Annotated in this window: 13 protein-coding genes and 1 tRNA gene; 8 read left to right on the top strand and 6 right to left on the bottom strand. The window is 58.3% G+C overall.

From position 1 onward, the window contains the following. The first annotated feature begins 1 nt into the window (after nucleotide 1). The 4 genes from GKO01_RS01930 to GKO01_RS01915 all read left to right on the top strand — a co-directional run bounded on the left by GKO01_RS01930 (nucleotide 2) and on the right by GKO01_RS01915 (nucleotide 3,621). Nucleotides 2–529: a YaiI/YqxD family protein gene (locus GKO01_RS01930; RefSeq protein WP_099285442.1), complete on the top strand. Its 528-nt coding sequence runs from the start codon at nucleotides 2–4 to the stop codon at nucleotides 527–529. A 54-nt stretch (nucleotides 530–583) separates the two neighbouring features. Then, nucleotides 584–1,456, top strand: a complete 873-nt coding sequence (locus GKO01_RS01925) for a LysR family transcriptional regulator (protein WP_099285441.1) — start codon at nucleotides 584–586, stop codon at nucleotides 1,454–1,456. Nucleotides 1,457–1,593: 137 nt separating this feature from the next. Then, the gene (aldA, locus tag GKO01_RS01920) at nucleotides 1,594–3,036 is read left to right on the top strand and encodes an aldehyde dehydrogenase (RefSeq protein WP_099285440.1); all 1,443 of its coding nucleotides are present in this window, start codon (nucleotides 1,594–1,596) and stop codon (nucleotides 3,034–3,036) included. Between the two features lie 57 nt (nucleotides 3,037–3,093). Beyond that, on the top strand, nucleotides 3,094–3,621 hold the full coding sequence (locus GKO01_RS01915; protein ID WP_099285439.1) for a type 1 glutamine amidotransferase domain-containing protein: 528 nt from the start codon (nucleotides 3,094–3,096) through the stop codon (nucleotides 3,619–3,621). 76 nt (nucleotides 3,622–3,697) lie between these two features. Here the strand turns inward: GKO01_RS01915 and GKO01_RS01910 are convergent, their stop codons facing one another. The 4 genes from GKO01_RS01910 to GKO01_RS01895 form a co-directional block, all read right to left on the bottom strand. Beyond that, the gene (locus GKO01_RS01910; RefSeq protein ID WP_099285438.1) at nucleotides 3,698–4,804 is read right to left on the bottom strand and encodes a glycerophosphodiester phosphodiesterase family protein; all 1,107 of its coding nucleotides are present in this window, start codon (nucleotides 4,802–4,804) and stop codon (nucleotides 3,698–3,700) included. A gap of 13 nt (nucleotides 4,805–4,817) precedes the next feature. Next, nucleotides 4,818–7,226 carry a TonB-dependent receptor gene (locus GKO01_RS01905; RefSeq protein WP_099285437.1) on the bottom strand — a complete coding sequence of 803 codons (2,409 nt, stop codon included), beginning with the start codon at nucleotides 7,224–7,226 and terminating at the stop codon, nucleotides 4,818–4,820. Nucleotides 7,227–7,346: 120 nt separating this feature from the next. After that, nucleotides 7,347–8,786, bottom strand: a complete 1,440-nt coding sequence (locus tag GKO01_RS01900) for an ATP-binding protein (protein ID WP_099285436.1) — start codon at nucleotides 8,784–8,786, stop codon at nucleotides 7,347–7,349. A gap of 4 nt (nucleotides 8,787–8,790) precedes the next feature. Next, entirely contained in the window at nucleotides 8,791–10,026 is a 1,236-nt protein-coding gene (locus tag GKO01_RS01895; protein WP_174694211.1) for a TIGR03862 family flavoprotein, read from the bottom strand. 74 nt (nucleotides 10,027–10,100) lie between these two features. Between GKO01_RS01895 and panC the strand changes: the two genes are divergently transcribed. The 3 genes from panC to GKO01_RS01880 all read left to right on the top strand — a co-directional run bounded on the left by panC (nucleotide 10,101) and on the right by GKO01_RS01880 (nucleotide 13,882). Continuing rightward, entirely contained in the window at nucleotides 10,101–10,928 is an 828-nt protein-coding gene (gene panC, locus GKO01_RS01890; protein ID WP_099285435.1) for a pantoate--beta-alanine ligase, read from the top strand. A gap of 57 nt (nucleotides 10,929–10,985) precedes the next feature. Beyond that, nucleotides 10,986–12,683 carry an adenine deaminase gene (gene ade / locus GKO01_RS01885; RefSeq protein ID WP_099285434.1) on the top strand — a complete coding sequence of 566 codons (1,698 nt, stop codon included), beginning with the start codon at nucleotides 10,986–10,988 and terminating at the stop codon, nucleotides 12,681–12,683. A 170-nt stretch (nucleotides 12,684–12,853) separates the two neighbouring features. Then, nucleotides 12,854–13,882: a glycosyltransferase family 8 protein gene (locus GKO01_RS01880; protein WP_264815909.1), complete on the top strand. Its 1,029-nt coding sequence runs from the start codon at nucleotides 12,854–12,856 to the stop codon at nucleotides 13,880–13,882. 102 nt (nucleotides 13,883–13,984) lie between these two features. Here the strand turns inward: GKO01_RS01880 and GKO01_RS01875 are convergent. Both GKO01_RS01875 and GKO01_RS01870 read right to left on the bottom strand, forming a co-directional pair. After that, nucleotides 13,985–14,061: transfer RNA gene (locus GKO01_RS01875), tRNA-Arg, on the bottom strand. Between the two features lie 86 nt (nucleotides 14,062–14,147). Continuing rightward, nucleotides 14,148–15,173, bottom strand: a complete 1,026-nt coding sequence (locus GKO01_RS01870) for an alpha/beta hydrolase (protein WP_174694203.1) — start codon at nucleotides 15,171–15,173, stop codon at nucleotides 14,148–14,150. A 50-nt stretch (nucleotides 15,174–15,223) separates the two neighbouring features. On the opposite strand from GKO01_RS01870, the gene polA reads away from it, so the two are divergent. Next, nucleotides 15,224–18,058 (top strand): DNA polymerase I, encoded by a 2,835-nt coding sequence (polA, locus tag GKO01_RS01865; protein ID WP_174694202.1) that lies wholly within the window; start codon nucleotides 15,224–15,226, stop codon nucleotides 18,056–18,058. Nucleotides 18,059–18,064: the final 6 nt, after the last annotated feature.

The following is an 18,064-nucleotide window of genomic DNA, read 5'->3' as shown; positions in this document are numbered from 1 at the left end:
CGTGTCGAATACGACCCGGCTTCTGGTTGATGCCGATGCATGTCCGGTGAAGGACGAGATCTATCGGGTTGGGGCGCGCTATGGCCTGAAAACGATCATTGTCGCTAATAGCTGGATGAACGTCCCACAGTCTGCGCTCATCGAACGCGTTGTGGTGCCTGAAGGGCCGGACGTGGCGGATGACTGGATTGCGGAGCAGGTGACGGCGTCCGACATCGTCATTACCAGCGATATTCCGCTGGCCGTGCGGTGTCTTGCCAAGAAAGGTTCGGTTCTGCGACCAAACGGCGAGGAAATCGACGAGCGCTCCGTCGGTATGGTCTCGGCGATGCGGGATCTGATGCAGGGTCTGCGTGAGACGGGGACGGTGACGACCTATAATCCGTCTTTCAGCAAAAATGACCGGAGCCGGTTTTTATCAGCGCTCGATACACTCATCGTGCGACTCCGCAGGAAAGCTGCTCTGGCGCAATCGCTCCCCAGTTCTTCAGAAACAATCCACAGGGCCTTCCCCGGAGATGTTCCCTGATTCTGGGGATATCTTCTTAAGGGAAACACCTCGCCCGACGAGGGTATTTTTTCAATGAATCCGCTCCGCCTTGCCCAGCTTGAAATGTTCTGTGCCGTGGTGGAGGAGGGAACGGTCGTCGCGGCGTCGCGACGGTTGAACTGTGTGGCGTCCAACGTCACGGCGCGCCTCAGGGAACTGGAGCTTCTAGTCGGGCAGGATTTGTTTCTACGTGAAAAAAACCGTTTGATTCTGACACCGGAGGGTCGCCTGTTTTATCGGCAGGCACTCCCGGTCGTCTCTGGAGCGCATTCCCTGACGGACCTGTTTTCGGAGGGCAGTCCGCGCGGGATTCTGAATATTGGGGCGCTGGATGTGGCCCTCGAAGCGTATCTGCCGCAGATTGTTCCGGAATTTCTAAAGGTCTGTCCGGGTGTGGAACTGAAGATGTTCCTTCGTCCGTCCTATACGCTGGAACGGATGCTGGTGGATGGGGAGATCGATCTTGCATTGACGGATGGCCCGATTGTGCACCCCCTGATGGAAAGCCGTTTTGCTTTCCATGAGAGACTGGCGCTCGCCATGCCTGCCGGACAGGATGGTGCGCGGGATGGGCAGCATGTTTTCCTGTTTAACACCGATTGTTTTTATCGAAGATATTTTGAGACCTGGCTTGAGCGGCACGGAGTGTCGAACGCGATCATCCATACAGTCGAATCCTATGATGTGATTCTGGCCTGTGTTCAGGCGGGGTTGGGAATCTCCTGCGTTCCGCACAGTATCATTTTACAGATGCAAAGTCGTTGTGATGAAGGGATCACGTTTACATATCCTGAAGATCTCAAGGGAAGTGACGTCTATTTCATCTGGCGTGATCCGGGATTGAACGCTCTGGGGCGGAGATTTCTGGATCATGCCTTTGCGAATGTGGATGCTGACGAAAAATGAACTGAAGAGTCACAGATCATCGCTTTTGATTATGAAAGAATGTCGCCACCATTCAGTCATCGAATGAACTGCTGTCGTGCTGATGCGTCTGTTTCATGACAGGACGCAAGTCGTCACACAGGAATGCAGGAAACTCCATGACTGAGAAAAGCACTCTCTTTATTAATGGTAGCTGGGTCGCACCGAAGGGTGGTGAATGGATTACGGTTGAAAATCCAGCCACGAAAGCGGTTATTGGCGAAGTCGCCAAGGGTGGGCAGGCAGATGTCGAGGCTGCGGTCTCGGCTGCGAAAGCTGCTTTTCCCGGCTGGAGCCGCCGCACGGCCACTGAACGCGCTGACTACATTCATGCGCTGAAGGATCTGGTGAGGCGGGACAAGGAAAAACTGGCCGCTCTCATCACAGCCGAAATGGGTAAACCGCTGAAAGAAGCTCGTATCGAGGTGGATTTCGCTGTTGGCCTCCTGCGGTTTGCTGCAGAAAACGTGTTGCGCCTTCAGGGTGAAATTATTCCGGGCAGCACGCCGAATGAGAAAATTCTGATCGACCGCGTGCCGCTGGGCGTCATTGGAGCCATTACGGCCTGGAACTTTCCGCTGGCGTTGTGTGCCCGGAAGATTGGCCCGGCTGTTGCCGCGGGAAACACCATTGTTCTCAAGCCGCACGAGTTGACGCCGCTGACCTGTCTGCATCTGGCGAAACTCGTCGTGGAGGCCAAAATTCCTCACGGTGTCATCAACGTCGTGACGGGGGATGGCAAGGATGTCGGTGTGCCGCTGGTGGCGCATAAGGACATCAGGCTGATTACGATGACGGGCTCAACCCCCGCAGGCAAGAAGATCATGGCGGCGGCGTCCGAGACCCTGAAGGAAGTCCGGCTGGAGCTTGGTGGCAAGGCTCCGTTCATGGTCATGGAAGACGCTGATCTGGAGAAGGCTGCCGACGCTGCAGTAGCTGCGCGTTTTGGTAATGCGGGTCAGGTCTGCACCTCCAATGAGCGGACCTATATTCATGAGGCCGTTTATGACAAATTCGTCCATAAAATCCGCGAAAAAATCGAGGCGCTGAGGGTCGGTTTGCCGACGGATCCCACTACGGATCTTGGCCCCAAGGTCAGTGAGAATGAACTCAACAAGGTTCATGCAATCGTCGAACACGCGGTTCGACAGGGTGCGCGTCTGGCGATCGGCGGCAAACGTCTGACGGGCGGCGTGTATGACCAAGGGTATTTCTATGCCCCGACGCTGCTGACAGATGTCACGCAGGATATGGATGTCGTTCATAATGAGGTGTTCGGTCCGGTCATGTCGTTGATCCGCGTGAAGGACTTCGATCAGGCTATCGCTTGGGCCAATGACTGCCGCTACGGCCTGTCAGCCTATCTTTTCACCAATGATCTGGGCCGTATCCTGCGTATGACCCGCGACCTTGAATTTGGTGAGATTTATGTGAACCGTCCTGGTGGCGAGGCACCGCAGGGCTTCCATCATGGCTACAAGGAAAGTGGCCTTGGAGGTGAGGACGGGCAGCATGGTATGGAGGCCTATGTTCAAACCAAAACAATCTACCTGAACGCGTAACGGGTTGGCGCGCGGCCTGATGATGGCCGCTCGTTTTTTTCTGAAGGGATCAACATCATGGTAAGAGTCGCTGCGCTGGCCACCGATGGCCTCGAAGAAATCGAATTGACCGCACCGCGCGCCGCATTGGAAAAAGCCGGTGCGACCGTTACGATTATTTCCCTCAGGGCCGGGGAATTCCAGGCCGTGAACAAGGATATCTATCCCTCTCACAATATCCGGGCAGATCTGGCGATCGTCGGTGCAAATCCGAATGATTACGATGCTCTTCTGCTTCCGGGCGGTCTGGCATCCCCGGATGCCTTACGCATGAACAAGGATGTGGTGGCTTTCGTCAGAGCTTTCGTGAAGGCGAACAAGCCCATCGCAGCCATCTGTCATGGCGTTCAGACGCTGATTGAAGTGAACGAACTCAAGGGCCGCACCGTCACGTCTTGTCCGGCCATTCGTACGGATCTGGAAAATGCGGGGGCAACCTGGGTGGACAGTGATGTCGTGGTGGACGGGCCTTACGTCTTCTCGCGCTGCCCGGCAGATATTCCGGCCTTCAACAAAGCCATGCTGAAGCATTTCAAACTCTCTTGAGAGCGATCCCGACGCTCACAAAAAAGGAGGTTCCCCTTGCGGGTGAACCTCCTTTTTTGTGGAAAACCAGCAGGTCTCAGCTCCTGCCATCCACTGCAATGCGGCCCAGAGCGGGGTCGTCGGTGAAGAAGCCGTCGATCCCCATATCCAGATAACGGCGGAGTTCCGCGACCATACCGTCGGGATTGCGCGCGGCGTCGCCTGCGTTGTTGCGAAGCTGTGCCGGAAGAAAATGGTTTTCTGGTCGCGCCGTATAGGAATGAACCAGCAGTCCGGCCCGATGGGCATCAGTTACGAGGCTGGAGGGTTCCAGCCAGGCACCGTTGCTATCACGCGGGATCAGGTCCGTATTGGACGGGCCGATCACGTCGGCATAGCGGCGGATGTCTTTCAGACCTTCCGGCGTCATAAGGTCACCAAAGGTCGTCGTCTGGCCTGCTGCCAGAAGGTCCGGCGGTACGTCCTTACGCTCACCCATCAGCAGCATCAGCCGTGCCTGCGGATTGATGGACAAGACATCAGCGCGAATGCGCCCGAGGTTGCCGGTTTCGAAGGACTGGAGTTCCAACGGGGCCTGTCGGGTGTAGTTGTGGGCGGCGATGGTTTGAAGAAACGCGGCCTCGGGATTCAGGCCGAGGCTATTGAAATATGTGGAATGCTTGATTTCCGGCACCAGACCGAAAACCTTGCCCGTCGCCGCCGACTGGGCCGCGACCTGCTCGATGACTTCCTCGAAGGTCGGAATTTCGAAGTGATCGTCATAGCGTGTGTTGTGGACGCGGATCGTGGAGAGGCGTTCACGGGCGCGGAGGGTCTTGAGTTCGGCGAGTGTAAAGTCCGTGGTGAACCAGCCGGTCTCAATCCGTCCGTCGATCTTGAGGGATCGGTGGCGGGAGGCGAATTCCGGGCGTTCCGAAACATCCGTCGTCCCGACAATATTGCTTTCATGGCGGACGACCAGATGGCCGTCGCGCGTCATGACAAGATCTGGCTCGATGAAATCCGCGCCATCCATCATGGCGCGGGCATAGGAGGCCAGTGTGTGTTCGGGGCGCAGGGCCGAAGCCCCGCGATGGGCGAACACGAGCGGCTTCGGCGCCAGTGAGGGCGCGGCTTTCGCCCGCAGGTGCAGAGCGGGAAGCCCTGCCGCGAGCAGGCCGAGGCTCTGGCGACGTGTCAGCATAAGGCAGTGTTCCTTACAGGGAGGCGCTCAGGCTCAGGAAGAACATGCGCGGCGCGATGGGATAGGCGGAGAACTGACCCGCGGTCTGGGTCGCGTTGATCGTGGACCATCCCTTTGTGTTTGTCAGGTTGGTAATGTTGCCCTGAACCTTCAGCGATGCCAGATGCGGGATGTTGTGGAACGTATAACCCGCATTCAGGTTGAACTGGGCGTAGGGTGCGGCCCACATATCGTTGGTATAGGTCGCATAGCGCTTGCCGATCACGTCGCCAGTGAACTGGCCGTAGGCATTGCCCCAGTTGGTTGTGAAGACGAACTTTTCCGACCAGTCCGGCATGCCCACAACGTTCTTTCCAGCGGTGTGGATGATGCTCGAACCCGTGCTGTAGTTATCGTTATAGGTAGACTTGTTGTAGGACAGCGCGTTGTAGAGCGAGAAATGCGGACCGAAATGGGTGGTGAAGGAGAAATCCATACCATCCGTTGTGACCGAACCCACGTTGGCAAGCGTGGTTGCCGAACCAATGATGGACGACAGGGTCTGCGTGGTTGCCACGGCCAGAAGGCGGTTCGAGAAGTGAACGTGATAGTATTCGACCTGACCTTCAATCGCCGTCAGCGGACCAAGATGGATCTGGCGGTGCTCACGCAGACCGGCCTCGTAGGTCCATGACGTTTCCGGCTTGCCGTTTTTCTTGAATTCTTCGAAAGCGGCCTGGCTGGTCGCGCCCCACGGGGTAGCATTGCCATAGCCCGCATCCTGGAAGGAGCGCATGTTCTCCTGGATGTTGGCGAACCACTGCTCATGCTTCGTGATGTCCCACACTGCGCCGAAAGCGGGCAGGAACGGCTTGGCAGAGTCGATCTCGCCACCCGGTGCCGTCACGGCATAGGACGGGGAGAGGGAGCCCGGTTTTGCAGCTACGGGGAGCGTACCGTTGGTATAGACCAGTTCGGACTTGAAGCCCGCCATCAGCGAGAAGTTCTTCGAGATCTGCCAGTTGTCCTGCAGATGCGTCACGAACGTGTTGGTATAGAAATTGTTGGTGTACTGGTCGATCAGGGCGTTCTGCTGGCGCTCGTAAGGCGTGGTCGGGTTGTTGGCGTTCAGCGGATACCAGCGACGGGCCTGCGTGTTGTTGTTGCGCTCATACCAGCCGCCAAGTTCGATCGAGTGCTTGCCGAGATGGTAACGCAGCGTGGACATCAGACCACCGCGATTGTCCCAGTATTCGGTTGTCCGCGTTGCATAGCCTGAGCCGCCGAAGACGCTGTTCAGGTCCTGCCCCGGATAATAGGCGGCAAAAAGTGTCGGTAGACCGGCTGCCGAGATCGGACCGGCGACGACACCTTCACCCAGATCATGGTGATAATAGATGCTGTTGTCCCAGTGCAGGTTTTCACTGAAATCATGTGTCCATTTCGAATAGGCGAGGAAGTCCTCTCGCTGGGCCGCGGAGTAATAGTTGCGGTAGTTCAGGCCTGCATTTTTGTAGGTTGCTGAATTGATATAGGATTTGGCGTAGTTGAAATTTGGATAGGTGAACGGCCGAACATAGATGCCGTATCCCTGTGGCAGTGTAATGCTGTCTTCGTTGGGTTCGACCTTCTGGGACCAGTCGAAGAATGTCGAGAAATGGTCATGTTCGCTGTTGTGAACGAACTTCGCATTGACCTGATAGCCGCCCTGATGACCGGCAAAATCCCAGGCGCGCGCATCCTGACGGACGAAAGAGACATAAGCCGAGTTGCCGTTGCCGAACTCACCCGTATCGAGGCGGGCGAAGGTGCGGAACGTGGACCAGCTTCCGAAAACCTGTTCGATCTGCGCGCCGCGCTTGTTGAGCGGGTCCTGCGTTGTGAACTGGAGCGTACCGCCGAGATTGGACGTCGACGCCGTGCCGAGTGCACCCGCACCGGACGAGACAGAGGCCGATCCGACATTCTCGCTGATGACCGCGCGCTGCGGGGAGAGGCCGTTATAGTTGCCGTAAGCCTGATCGCCGAGGGGGATGCCGTCGAGCGTGTAGCCAAGCTGGTTCTGGTTGAAGCCGTGAACGTAGAGCGAGGAGTTCTGCTCGTTGTTGCCCCAGGGGTCGGCATTGTTGAACACGACGCCCGGCAGCATCTCAAGCGCCTTGACCGGGTTGATGCCCGGAAGAATGCGCTGGATCTGCACATGGCTCAGCCCCTGTTCGGACCGCGTACGGCGTGCCGTGATGACGAGCTGTTCCGTACCACCAGCGACGGCATCCACCTTGGCCTTGTGCTTGGCGCTGCTTTTCGCGGCATGTTTGGCTGGTGCGGTCTTTTTGGTTTCGGTCGCAGCGGCACTGGCAGAGTGCGGAAGCGCGGCAGCCAGCGCAAATGGCGAGCAGAAAACGGTCAGGAGTAGGCGGGAACGCAGCAGGTTGCGCGGCATCTAAGATCTTTCCGGAGCAAGAAGGGTTCGGACGCGGCGGACCCTAATCTTTCCGTAAAGAACTGCGTGTGAAGCTCTTGTGAACGTGCGATGACAGAATTATGACAGTCAGTCCGACAATCAGGCCGTTTGCCAGCCCAGCCCGACGATCGCCACCCGCCGCCCCAGCGGCGTATCCTGAAGAACGATGACTTCCCGCTCTTCCAGATAGTTGAGCTGACGGCGCGCACGACCCAGAGAATGCGTCCCATAGGCGCGGGCCAATGCGTCATCGTCCGGGCAGACCTCCGCATCCAGCGCCGTGCGGGCTAGCAGCAGGAAAACGCCCTGCACGTCTTCCGGAAGGGTCGCGGCGACTGTCTGGGCCTGCTTCCACTCCTCGCTGTCGGAGCGCTCCCGGTCCATCCCGGCGCGGATCGTGGCCAGCATGCGGTTGAAGGAGCCCAATTCCAGCACATTGCGCGACAGGCCCTGAATGCGCGCCCTGAGCTGGAAGTCCTGATAAAGGGTCGCCAGCGGTTTGTAGTCCGAACCTTCTCCGGCCACGACTTCGGCGACCAGTGACCACAACTGATCGGGATCGGCCTCGACGCTCACGGCTGAGGGGACGGGTTCCTCGGCCTCGCGCTCGGCACCATAGGCATCGAGTTGAGCGAGCAGATCCGGCGGAGGAGGGCGGGTTTCCCGACGCGCGCGGGGCGTGAACTCATGAACGGGTTCGAGAATGATGTCCCGCAGGTCTTCGGCTGAAACCGGCTCAAGCGGCACGAGAACCGGACCAGTGGCATGGCTTGCGGTCGTCACGGGGCCGATGGCCACGAGTTTCGGACGTCGGCTCAGGGCCGGGCCGAGCGCCATGAACTGACCGCGCGCCAGATCGCGGAAGGATTCTGCGGCCCGACGCTCCATACCCAGCAGATCGGCTGCTCGCGCCATATCAATATCAAGAAAGGTCCGACCCATCAGGAAGTTGGACGCTTCTGCCGCAACGTTTTTCGCCAGCTTTGCCAGACGCTGAGTGGCGATCACGCCCGCCAGACCGCGTTTTCGGCCACGGCACATGAGGTTCGTCATGGCGCCAAGCGACAGACGGCGTGCTTCGTCCGATGTGTCGCCGCTGGCCACGGGTGCGAAAAGCTGCGCTTCATCCACCACCACGAGGGCCGGATACCAGTGCGCGCGGGGAGCTTCGAACATGCCATTCAGGAACGCGCCAGCCGCCCGAAGCTGCATTTCGGCTTCGACCTGCTCAAGGTTCAGCACCACGGAGGCCCGATGCGCCCGCACGCGCTCTCCAGCGGCGCGGAGGCTGGCTTCGGACTGGTCTTCGACGTCGATCACCAGATGGCCGTAATGGTCGGCAAGGGTGACGAAATCGCCTTCCGGATCGATCATCACCTGCTGGACGAGGGTTGCCGTCTGCTCCAGCAGGCGCCGCAGAAGATGCGATTTCCCCGAGCCGGAATTGCCCTGAACCAGCAGGCGCGTGGCCAGGAGTTCCGGCAGATCAATGCAGGTGTCGGAGCCGTCGCGGCCCTGTCCGAGAACGATGGATGTCATGGCGTCAGGCGATAGCCGAACTAGACGATTCTAGCCACCCAAGGACGCCATTTGCCGCCGCATAAGCGGTGGAAAAACACCCCTGAAGCAGATAGCCGCCCGTCGGCGCTTCCCAGTCCAGCATTTCTCCGGCCACAAACACACCGGGGCGGGATATCAGCATGAAGCGTGTATCTACCACGTCCTGCCGCACGCCGCCTGCGGTCGAAATGGCGCGATCCAGCGCGTCCATGCCGATCAGCGGCAGGGGAAGGGCTTTGAGGGTCCGGGCAAGCTGAAGCGGGGTGGCATTTTTCGGGGTTGCAAGCCTGAGAAGTTCGCGGGAGGGCGCATCGAGTGCGAGTGCCTTGCGCAGACGGTTGGTCTGGCTTTCGCGTTCGCGCTGGGCCAGCAGGCGTTTCAGAACGTCCTCGGCCGAAAGTGCCGGGCGCAGGTCCAGCGTGAGAACCGCCCGCCCGGCGCGCCGGATCGCGTCCCGCAATGCGGCCGAGAGCGCATAAAGCGCCGATCCTTCAAGCCCGCGGGCGGTGATGGTCAGGTCGCCCCGGCTCTGTTGTCCGCCAAAAGACAGGCCGACGGAATGCAGGACGCTACCGTCGTGCCGTGCTGCGAAATCCGCTGGCCAGTCCGGCACGAAGCCGCAGTTTGCGGGGGCGAAAGGCGAGGTGTCTTTCGGCAGAAGGTCTGCCCAGTGCCCATCCGATCCCAGACGGGACCAGCTTGCGCCCCCCAGTGTCAGAAGGGTCGCATCGGCCTGAACCGAAATCTGGCCGTCAGGAGTATCAAAAACAGGGTCTGAACCCTCCCAGCCGACGAAACGATGCCGGGTCCGGATCGTCACCCCTTGCTGCGCCAGACGCTCAAGCCATGCCCGCAGAAGCGGCGAGGCTTTCATGGCTTTGGGAAACACCCGCCCTGAAGAGCCGGAAAAACAGGGCTGCCCGAGGCCTTCCGCCCATTGCCTCAGCGCCTCTGGCGGAAAGGCGCGAATAGTGGGTTCGAGCCAGTCGTGCGCGTTACCATAACGCTTCAGAAACCTGTCCAGTGGCTCCGAATGCGTCAGGTTCAGCCCGCTGCGCCCGGCCATGAGCAGCTTTCGCCCCACGCTCGGCATCCGGTCGAAGATCTGCACCCTGCATCCTCGCCCAGACAGGATTTCGGCTGCGAACAGCCCTGCCGGACCGGCTCCGATGATGGCAATGGATGGGCCGATGGACGGGGAAGGGGACGCAGCAGTCATAAGCGTCTGATTGCCATGTGCGGCAGGGTTTGTCAGGTTCCGCATGACTGGTTCTGGCCGGAAAGGAAACACAGATGCAGGTTTTTGAGACAATTGATGCGTTTCGTATAGCACGCAAAGGCTATGGGACGCTCGGCTTCGTTCCGACGATGGGTTTCCTGCATGAAGGCCATCTCAGCCTCGTCCGCAGGGCAAAAGCCGAAAACGGTGTGGTGGCCGTCAGCATTTTCGTGAACCCGACGCAGTTTGGCCCGAACGAAGATTATGCCTCCTATCCCCGCGATCCGGACCGTGATCTGGCGCTCCTGAAAGACGCCGGAGCCGATCTCGTATTCCTGCCGACACCGGAAATCCTCTACCCGTCAGGTTTCGCGACCCGCATTGAAGTCGGCGGCGTTGCGGAGGAACTCGAAGGCCAGTCCCGTCCCGGACATTTCTCTGGTGTGGCGACGGTCGTGACGAAGCTGTTCAATATCGTCCAGCCGCAGCGGGCCTATTTCGGACAGAAAGATGCCCAGCAATGCGCGGTCGTCCGGCGTTTTGTGGCGGATCTGGATATCCCGGTCGAAATCGTGGTCTGTGACATCGCGCGCGAAGACGATGGTCTCGCGCGGTCCAGCCGCAATGTACGTCTGACGCCCGAAAACCGCGAGAAAGCTCCGGCGCTGTATCAGGCCTTGCAGGAAGCCACGCGGCTGTTCCGCAGCGGCGAACGCAATACGGACGTTCTAGAGGGCGCCTTACGGGTCAGCCTGATAAAAGCCGGACTGCCGGACATCGACTATGCCACGGTCGTAAATGCGGATACGTTCCGCCGCGAAGACCCCTGTTCCGAAAACGCACTGGCGCTTCTGGCCGTGCAGGCAGGAGCGGTCCGGCTGATCGACAATATGCTCCTTTGAGATCCACCTCCTTCGTGCGGTATAAGCATGAATTGCTGACGGACGGAGATTTCAGGCATGCAGAAAACCATCATGTGTCGGGTGGCTCAGGGGCAGGGACGCGAGCCTGCCGATCTGGTCATCCGCAATGTCCGGCTGTTCGATCTAGTCACGGGTGAGCTTGTTCCCACCGACATCGCTATCTGTGGCGATCGGATCGTCGGCACTTATGGCGATTATGAAGGCATACGGACGATCGACGGCGCGGGCCGGATTGCCGTGCCCGGCTTCATCGACACCCATCTTCATGTTGAATCCTCGCTGGTCACGCCGTTTGAATTCGACCGCTGCGTCCTGCCGCATGGCGTCACGACCGCCATCTGCGACCCGCACGAAATGGCCAATGTGCTGGGCCGCGCCGCATTCGATTATTTTCTGGCCGCGGCCGAGCGGACCATCATGGATTTGCGGGTCAATCTCTCAAGCTGCGTACCGGCAACGGCTATGGAGACGTCAGGAGCAGTTCTGAATGTCGATGATCTGCTGCCCTATCGAAACCATCCGAAAGTGATCGGCCTGGCCGAATTCATGAATATCCCGGGCGTGTTGAACGGCGATCCGGGCTGCATGGACAAGCTCGCGGCCTTTGCAGACGGCCATATTGACGGTCATGCGCCCCTCATGCGCGGCAAGGCCCTCAATGGCTATCTGTCAGCCGGGATTTCGACCGACCACGAGGCGACGACTGCCGAAGAAGCGCTGGAGAAAGTGCGGAAAGGCATGGCCGTCCTGATCCGCGAAGGCTCTGTCTGCAAGGATCTTGAAGCACTGGTTCCGCTGTTGAACGTCGCCACATCGCCGTTCTTTGCATTCTGCACGGATGACCGCAATCCGCTCGAAATTGCCCATGAAGGCCATCTGGATTTCCTGATCCGCCGGGCGATTGAACTGGGCGTGGAGCCTCTGGCTGCATACCGCGCGGCTTCGCTCTCGGCCGCCACCGCCTTTGGTCTGAAAGATCGCGGGCAGATCGTGCCCGGCAAGCGCGCGGATATCGTTCTGCTCGACGATCTGGAGCGTTGTCAGGTGTCGGATGTCATTTCCGCCGGGCGTCTGGTGAACGATGCGCTGTTTGCAGAGCGCGAAATCGTAGCGCCCGTTGGGTTGGAGAGTGTGCAACTGCCAAACCCGGTGAACGCTCGGGATATGCGGATTGAAGGTAGCGGCACAGATCGTCCGGTGATGGGGATCATTCCGGGACAGATCATCACCGAATTCCTGCGTCTGGATCTGCCTGAAGATGATGGCATCGTCCTGCCTGATCCTGAGCAGGATATCGCAAAGGTCTGCGTCGTGGCGCGGCATGGACATAACGACAATATCGGACGCGGCTTTGTCCGCGGTTTTGGTCTCAGAAACGGTGCACTGGCCTCATCCGTCGGTCACGACAGCCATAATATCTGTGTTGTCGGAACCAATGATGCCGATATGGCCTGCGCGGTGAACCATCTGGAAAAGACTGGCGGCGGTTTCGTGGCCGTCCGTGATGGACAGGTGCTGGCGGAACTGCGTCTCCCCGTCGCGGGGTTGATGAGCGATGCGCCTTATGAACAGGTGCGTGATGATCTGATCGTGTTGCGACAGGCCGCGAAAGAGATGGGCGTGGTTCTGGAAGAGCCGTTTCTACAACTGGCCTTTCTGCCGCTTCCTGTCATTCCTCACCTCAAGATCACAGATTTCGGAATGATTGATGTCCGGACCATGAGTCTGGTTTGATCTCAGTGGCTGTCCGAGGGGCAGCCACGAATACTATGCCTGCAATTCATTGTTCTGAATATTATTTCTATAAAGCCTAGAGAAGCGTCGCAGAGGTCAATGTTGGGAAAAATATTAACTAAACAGTTATAAAATAATATGGCATCCTCAATAGAAATTCTGACGCTGTTGTGACGAGAGAGGATCCTGTTTTGGGCCAAAAAACTGCAATTATCTTTGTTGCGGATAGAAATTTTCTGATGCCCAGCATCCTCGCGATGCTCCAGATCAGTCGCCAGAAAGATACGATGAGTGTTGCGGATCTATTTCTGTTCACGACAGATCTTGATGATACGGATTTTCGGACGATCACCGATCTTGTCACAGCCCACGGCATTACGACAATCAGGCTTGATCTTGATAAAGTATTAAGTGAGCAGGAAACGCTTTCGTTCAGAAAAACACATATTTCCATTTCAGCTCTGGGTCGTTTTTTTACTGGATCCTGCATAGATTCCAAATATGAAAACATCCTTTATATCGATGGGGATGTGCAGGTTATTGGGTCAATTTTTGATCTGGCGAATGCTGATATACCGGGTGACAAGATACTCGGTGTCATTGATAAACAATTCCTTAAAGCAAAGGAGCGTGATAAATCCGGAGAAAAAACACGCGAATACCTCAAAAAACTTGGAATCCTGCACGAGGCAGATTATTTCAATTCAGGTGTTCTGGCCGCAAAGCGGGAAACGTGGATCAATCTCTGTAAAGAGGCATTTGATTATTTCGTAAAACATTCTGAAAATTGTATGTTTCACGATCAGAGTGCTTTGAACGCTGTGTGTGTCGGCAGAAGACTACCCATGTCGCCCAAATACAATTTTACCACCATGTTCGCCGAGAATAATCTTCTGAACATTGTTAAGCCGTCGATTATTCATTTTACAGGTGCTGAAAAACCATGGTTTTCAAAAGCGCGTCCGTGGCAGGGGCGTTTCATGGCATCCTATGCTGAACTTTTAAAACAGTTCCCGCAACTTGAGGCTTTCTATTCGCTCGGAGAATACTTTCATTCATCAGGACAGTCCGGTCTGAACAAAATAGACCGTCATGCGAACAGAATGTGGTTCCTGACCCGTATCCTGACGCCTTGGCGTGTTATCCTGCGACGCCGTAAACTCCTGAACTATCTGAAAACAACGCGGTTTTTCATCTGAAGGTCGCTTTGAGGGCCGGGACGCGCAATAACGTCTTGGCTCCCCTTCCAGCAGGAATTGAGGTTAACCAAAAACCCTAAACGCCTCAAAATCTGGGGAGCGTGGTGGACCTGACGCGATTCGAACGCGTGACCTTTGCCTTCGGAGGGCAACGCTCTATCCAGCTGAGCTACAGGTCCATGTGGGTTCAGATAACTGCTTCGGCGGAAGATTGCCAGCCCTCTTTTTTAAAGTTCTGTTGTTCAGACCTGTGATCGGGTGGTGATCATGGAAAACTTTGTGTCTGGGCTGTGGCCTGCCATGCGGCTGCGGCGATATCACCGCCTGAGGGCAGGAAATGGTCCGGTTCAGTCAACCATGACACCGCATCCTGTGCAGCGCCTCTGCGATCACGGCTGAGAAGATGGTGCGCGCCCGGCAGTTCGTCCATTCGAGTGCCAACCGGCAATCTGCGAAGAAGTCGTGCTGTGAAGGGCGGCAGGACGAACTGGTCCCGGCCTCCAAAAATGATGAGCAGCGGGGTCTGTGCTTTCGGAGCGGCTTCGTAGGCGTTTCGCATCAGCAATGTCAGACCGTAAAGCGGATGAATCGTCGAACTATGCAAGGTGAGGGGATCGAAATACATCCGGCGCAGCGCCTGGATATTGTCACTGGCGACGCGATGACCCGGCACTGCCGAGCCGTCCAGCTTCCAGTGTGGGGCAAGAAAATCCATACCGCCGAGAAGTGTTTCCCAAGGCTGGCCAATATTCAGGGCGGCTGGGGCGAGCAGAACTGTACTGCTGATCTGTGGTGTGTCGGTGGTCGCCAGCAGCAGGGCGATGGCACCCCCCATGCTTTCCCCCATGACGTGAATGGGGACGTGTGGATAACGGGCGTGCAGCCAGAGCACCTGTTCGCGGGCGTCCTGCACCAGTCTCGCCGTACTGCTCCATCCGCCACGGTTCGGGGTCTGTCCGAAGCCGCGGATGTCCGGGGCGGCGAGCGCGAAGCCTGCGGATGTGAAGGTTGGCGCTGCGAATTCCCATGCGTCCCGGCTGTCGCCATATCCATGCAGTGCGAGGATAATTCCGCGTGGCTCTGATGTGGTGGCAGGGTAGAGGCGCAGCGGAATACGGGCGCCGTCGGACATGTCGAGCATCAGTGTCGGGGGGATCAGGGCCGTTTCCCGCGTCGTCGGATGCAGGTCCGGCATAGGTGGCGTTGTGCAGGCCTGTAACGCCAGTAGGCCAAACAGCCCGCAGGAAAGACGTGTGAGGCGGTTTGAAACGGAAGGGAATGGGCCTATCATCGCACAGATTTTAGAACGTCCGCTCCTTCGGGGCGAGAAGGGAGACATTCGTGCCGTTAGAAAAACCTGATCTGGAAAAGCCTGATTCGGGAAAGCCCCATCTGGTCCTGATCGATGGATCTGGTTTCATCTTCCGCGCCTTCCACGCCCTGCCGCCGATGAGCAGCCCGCAGGGCGTTCCGGTCAATGCGGTCTATGGCTTTACGAACATGCTGACGCGCCTGCTGCGGGATCATGTTGGCACGCATCTGGCCGTGATTTTCGACGCTGGTCGCGTGACGTTCCGCAACGAGATTTATCCGCAGTACAAGGCGCACCGTCCGGAAGCCCCGGAAGACCTGCGCCCGCAGTTCGGTCTGATTCGCGATGCCACGGCTGCCTTCAATGTGCCGTCGATCGAGCTTGAGGGCTGGGAGGCGGATGACCTGCTCGCCGCCTATGCCAAGGCGGTCGTGGAGGAAGGCGGGTGCTGCACCATCATCTCGTCCGACAAGGACCTGATGCAGCTTGTGCGTCCCGGCGTCGAACTGATGGACCCCATGAAGCAGAAGCCGATCCGCGAAGCCGAGGTCGAAGCCAAGTTCGGCGTCCGCCCCGATCAGGTCGTGGATGTGCAGGCGCTGATGGGAGATTCGACGGATAACGTGCCCGGCGTTCCAGGTATTGGTCCGAAGGGTGCGGCGCAACTCGTCAACGAATATGGCACACTGGAGCAGATCCTCGCGGCAGCTCCCGGCATGAAGGCCTCCAAGCGGCGCGACAATCTGATCGAACATGCCGAGGCCGCGCGCATGTCCCGCAAGCTGGTGCTGCTGGACGACAATGCCCCGATGCCGCAGCCGATCAGCGAGCTGGGATGCCGCGAGCCGGTTCGCGAAACGCTGCGGGACTGGCTGGAGGAGATGGGTTTCCATTCCACCATCCAGCGCATGGGGCTGGGTCTGGCCGCAAAGCCGCGTCCGTTCACGCGCCAGATCGTTCGACCCGAGGACAAGGCTGCGGAACGGGAAGACGCTGCGGCCGCCACGATCCCTGACGCGCCTTATGGCCCCTACGAAACCGTCACGGATCTGGGCGCGCTGGACCGCTGGATTGCGGATGCGCGGGCCGCAGGTGTGGTGGCCGTCGATACCGAAACGGACAGTCTCAACGCGCGTCAGGCCAATATGGTCGGGCTGTCATTGTCAGTTGCGCCGGGGAAGGCCTGTTATGTGCCATTCCTGCACGAAACCGTCCGCGACCTTCTGGAAGAAGATTCGACCGGGGAAGCGGCCGTCCGTCAGTTGGACCGTACCGAGGCACTGGAACGGCTGAAGCCGCTGTTAGAGGATGCGTCCGTCCTCAAGGTGTTCCAGAACGCGAAATACGATCTGACCGTCTTTCGTGGTGCGGGCATTCCTGGGATCACGCCGATCGACGACACGATGTTGATTTCCTATGCCCAGTCCGCTGGTGAACATGGGCAGGGGATGGACGAACTTTCCGAACTGCATCTGGGGCATACGCCTGTCACTTATGACTCCGTAACGGGAACGGGGCGCAAGCGCATTCCGTTCGCGCAGGTCGCGATCGAGGCAGCCACCAATTACGCCGCCGAAGACGCGGATGTGACGCTACGTCTGTGGCAGGTGTTGCGTCCGCAATTACGGACCCGTCAGGCACTGGCGCTGTATGAAGAAATCGAACGTCCGCTGATCCAGATTCTCACGGATATGGAAGATGTCGGCATCAAGGTCGACGCCACCGAACTGCGTCGCATGTCCGTAGATTTCGCCGAGCGCATGGGCACCATCGAGCAGGAAATCCACGAGCAGGTGGGGCGGAGCTTCAATGTCGGCTCTCCCAAACAGCTTGGCGAGATTCTCTTTGATGAAATGGGCCTGCCCGGCGGCAAACGGACGAAAAGTGGAAGCTGGGGCACGGATTCCGGCGTTCTGGAGGCGTTGGCCGAGCAGGGGCATGACCTGCCGCGGAAAATTCTGGACTGGCGCCAACTGGCCAAGCTGAAATCGACCTATGCCGATGCGCTGGTCCAGCAGATGGATCAGGACACGCAGCGGGTTCACACGTCTTTTCAGATGGCCATCACCACGACGGGCCGTCTGTCTTCCAACGAGCCGAACCTTCAGAATATTCCCATCCGCACCGAAGAAGGCGCGCGCATCCGCAAAGCGTTCGTTGCCGCACCCGGATGTGTTCTGCTGTCAGCAGATTACAGTCAGATCGAGCTGCGCCTTCTGGCCCATGTGGCACAGATCGAACCGCTGCTGGAAGCATTCCGTCTGGGGCAGGACATTCATGCCCGCACGGCGTCCGAAGTGTTCGGTATTCCGCTCGAAGGCATGGACCCGCTGACCCGTCGTCGTGCCAAGGCCATCAATTTCGGCATTATCTACGGCATTTCGGCCTTCGGTCTGGCGCAGCAGCTCCAGATTTCGCCGGGCGAGGCGCGGTCCTATATCGACGCCTATTTCGCCCGCTATCCCGGCATCCGCGCCTATATGGAGCGGACCAAGGAAGAGGCGAAAAAGCACGGCTATGTCACGACGCCATTCGGACGTCGCTGCTATGTGCCGGGCATTGCCGAGAAGAATGGTGCTCGCCGTGCGTATGCGGAACGTCAGGCTATTAACGCCCCGCTTCAGGGCGGGGCTGCGGACATCATCAAGCGCGCCATGGTCCATCTGGCGCGACGCCTGCCCGAAACGGGGCTGAAGGCGAAAATGGTCCTTCAGGTGCATGATGAACTGCTCTTCGAAGTCCAAGAGCAGGACGCAAAGGCCTTGGCGGAATTCGTTCGTACGGAAATGGAAGGGGCCGCGACACTCGATGTGGCTCTTGAGGTAGAAACCGGTATCGGCCCAAGCTGGGCTGACGCACATTAAAGACAG

The organism is Gluconobacter kondonii (assembly GCF_002723995.1).
GTDB classification, from domain to species: domain Bacteria; phylum Pseudomonadota; class Alphaproteobacteria; order Acetobacterales; family Acetobacteraceae; genus Gluconobacter; species Gluconobacter kondonii.
This window is presented reverse-complemented; position numbering and strand designations above follow the sequence as displayed.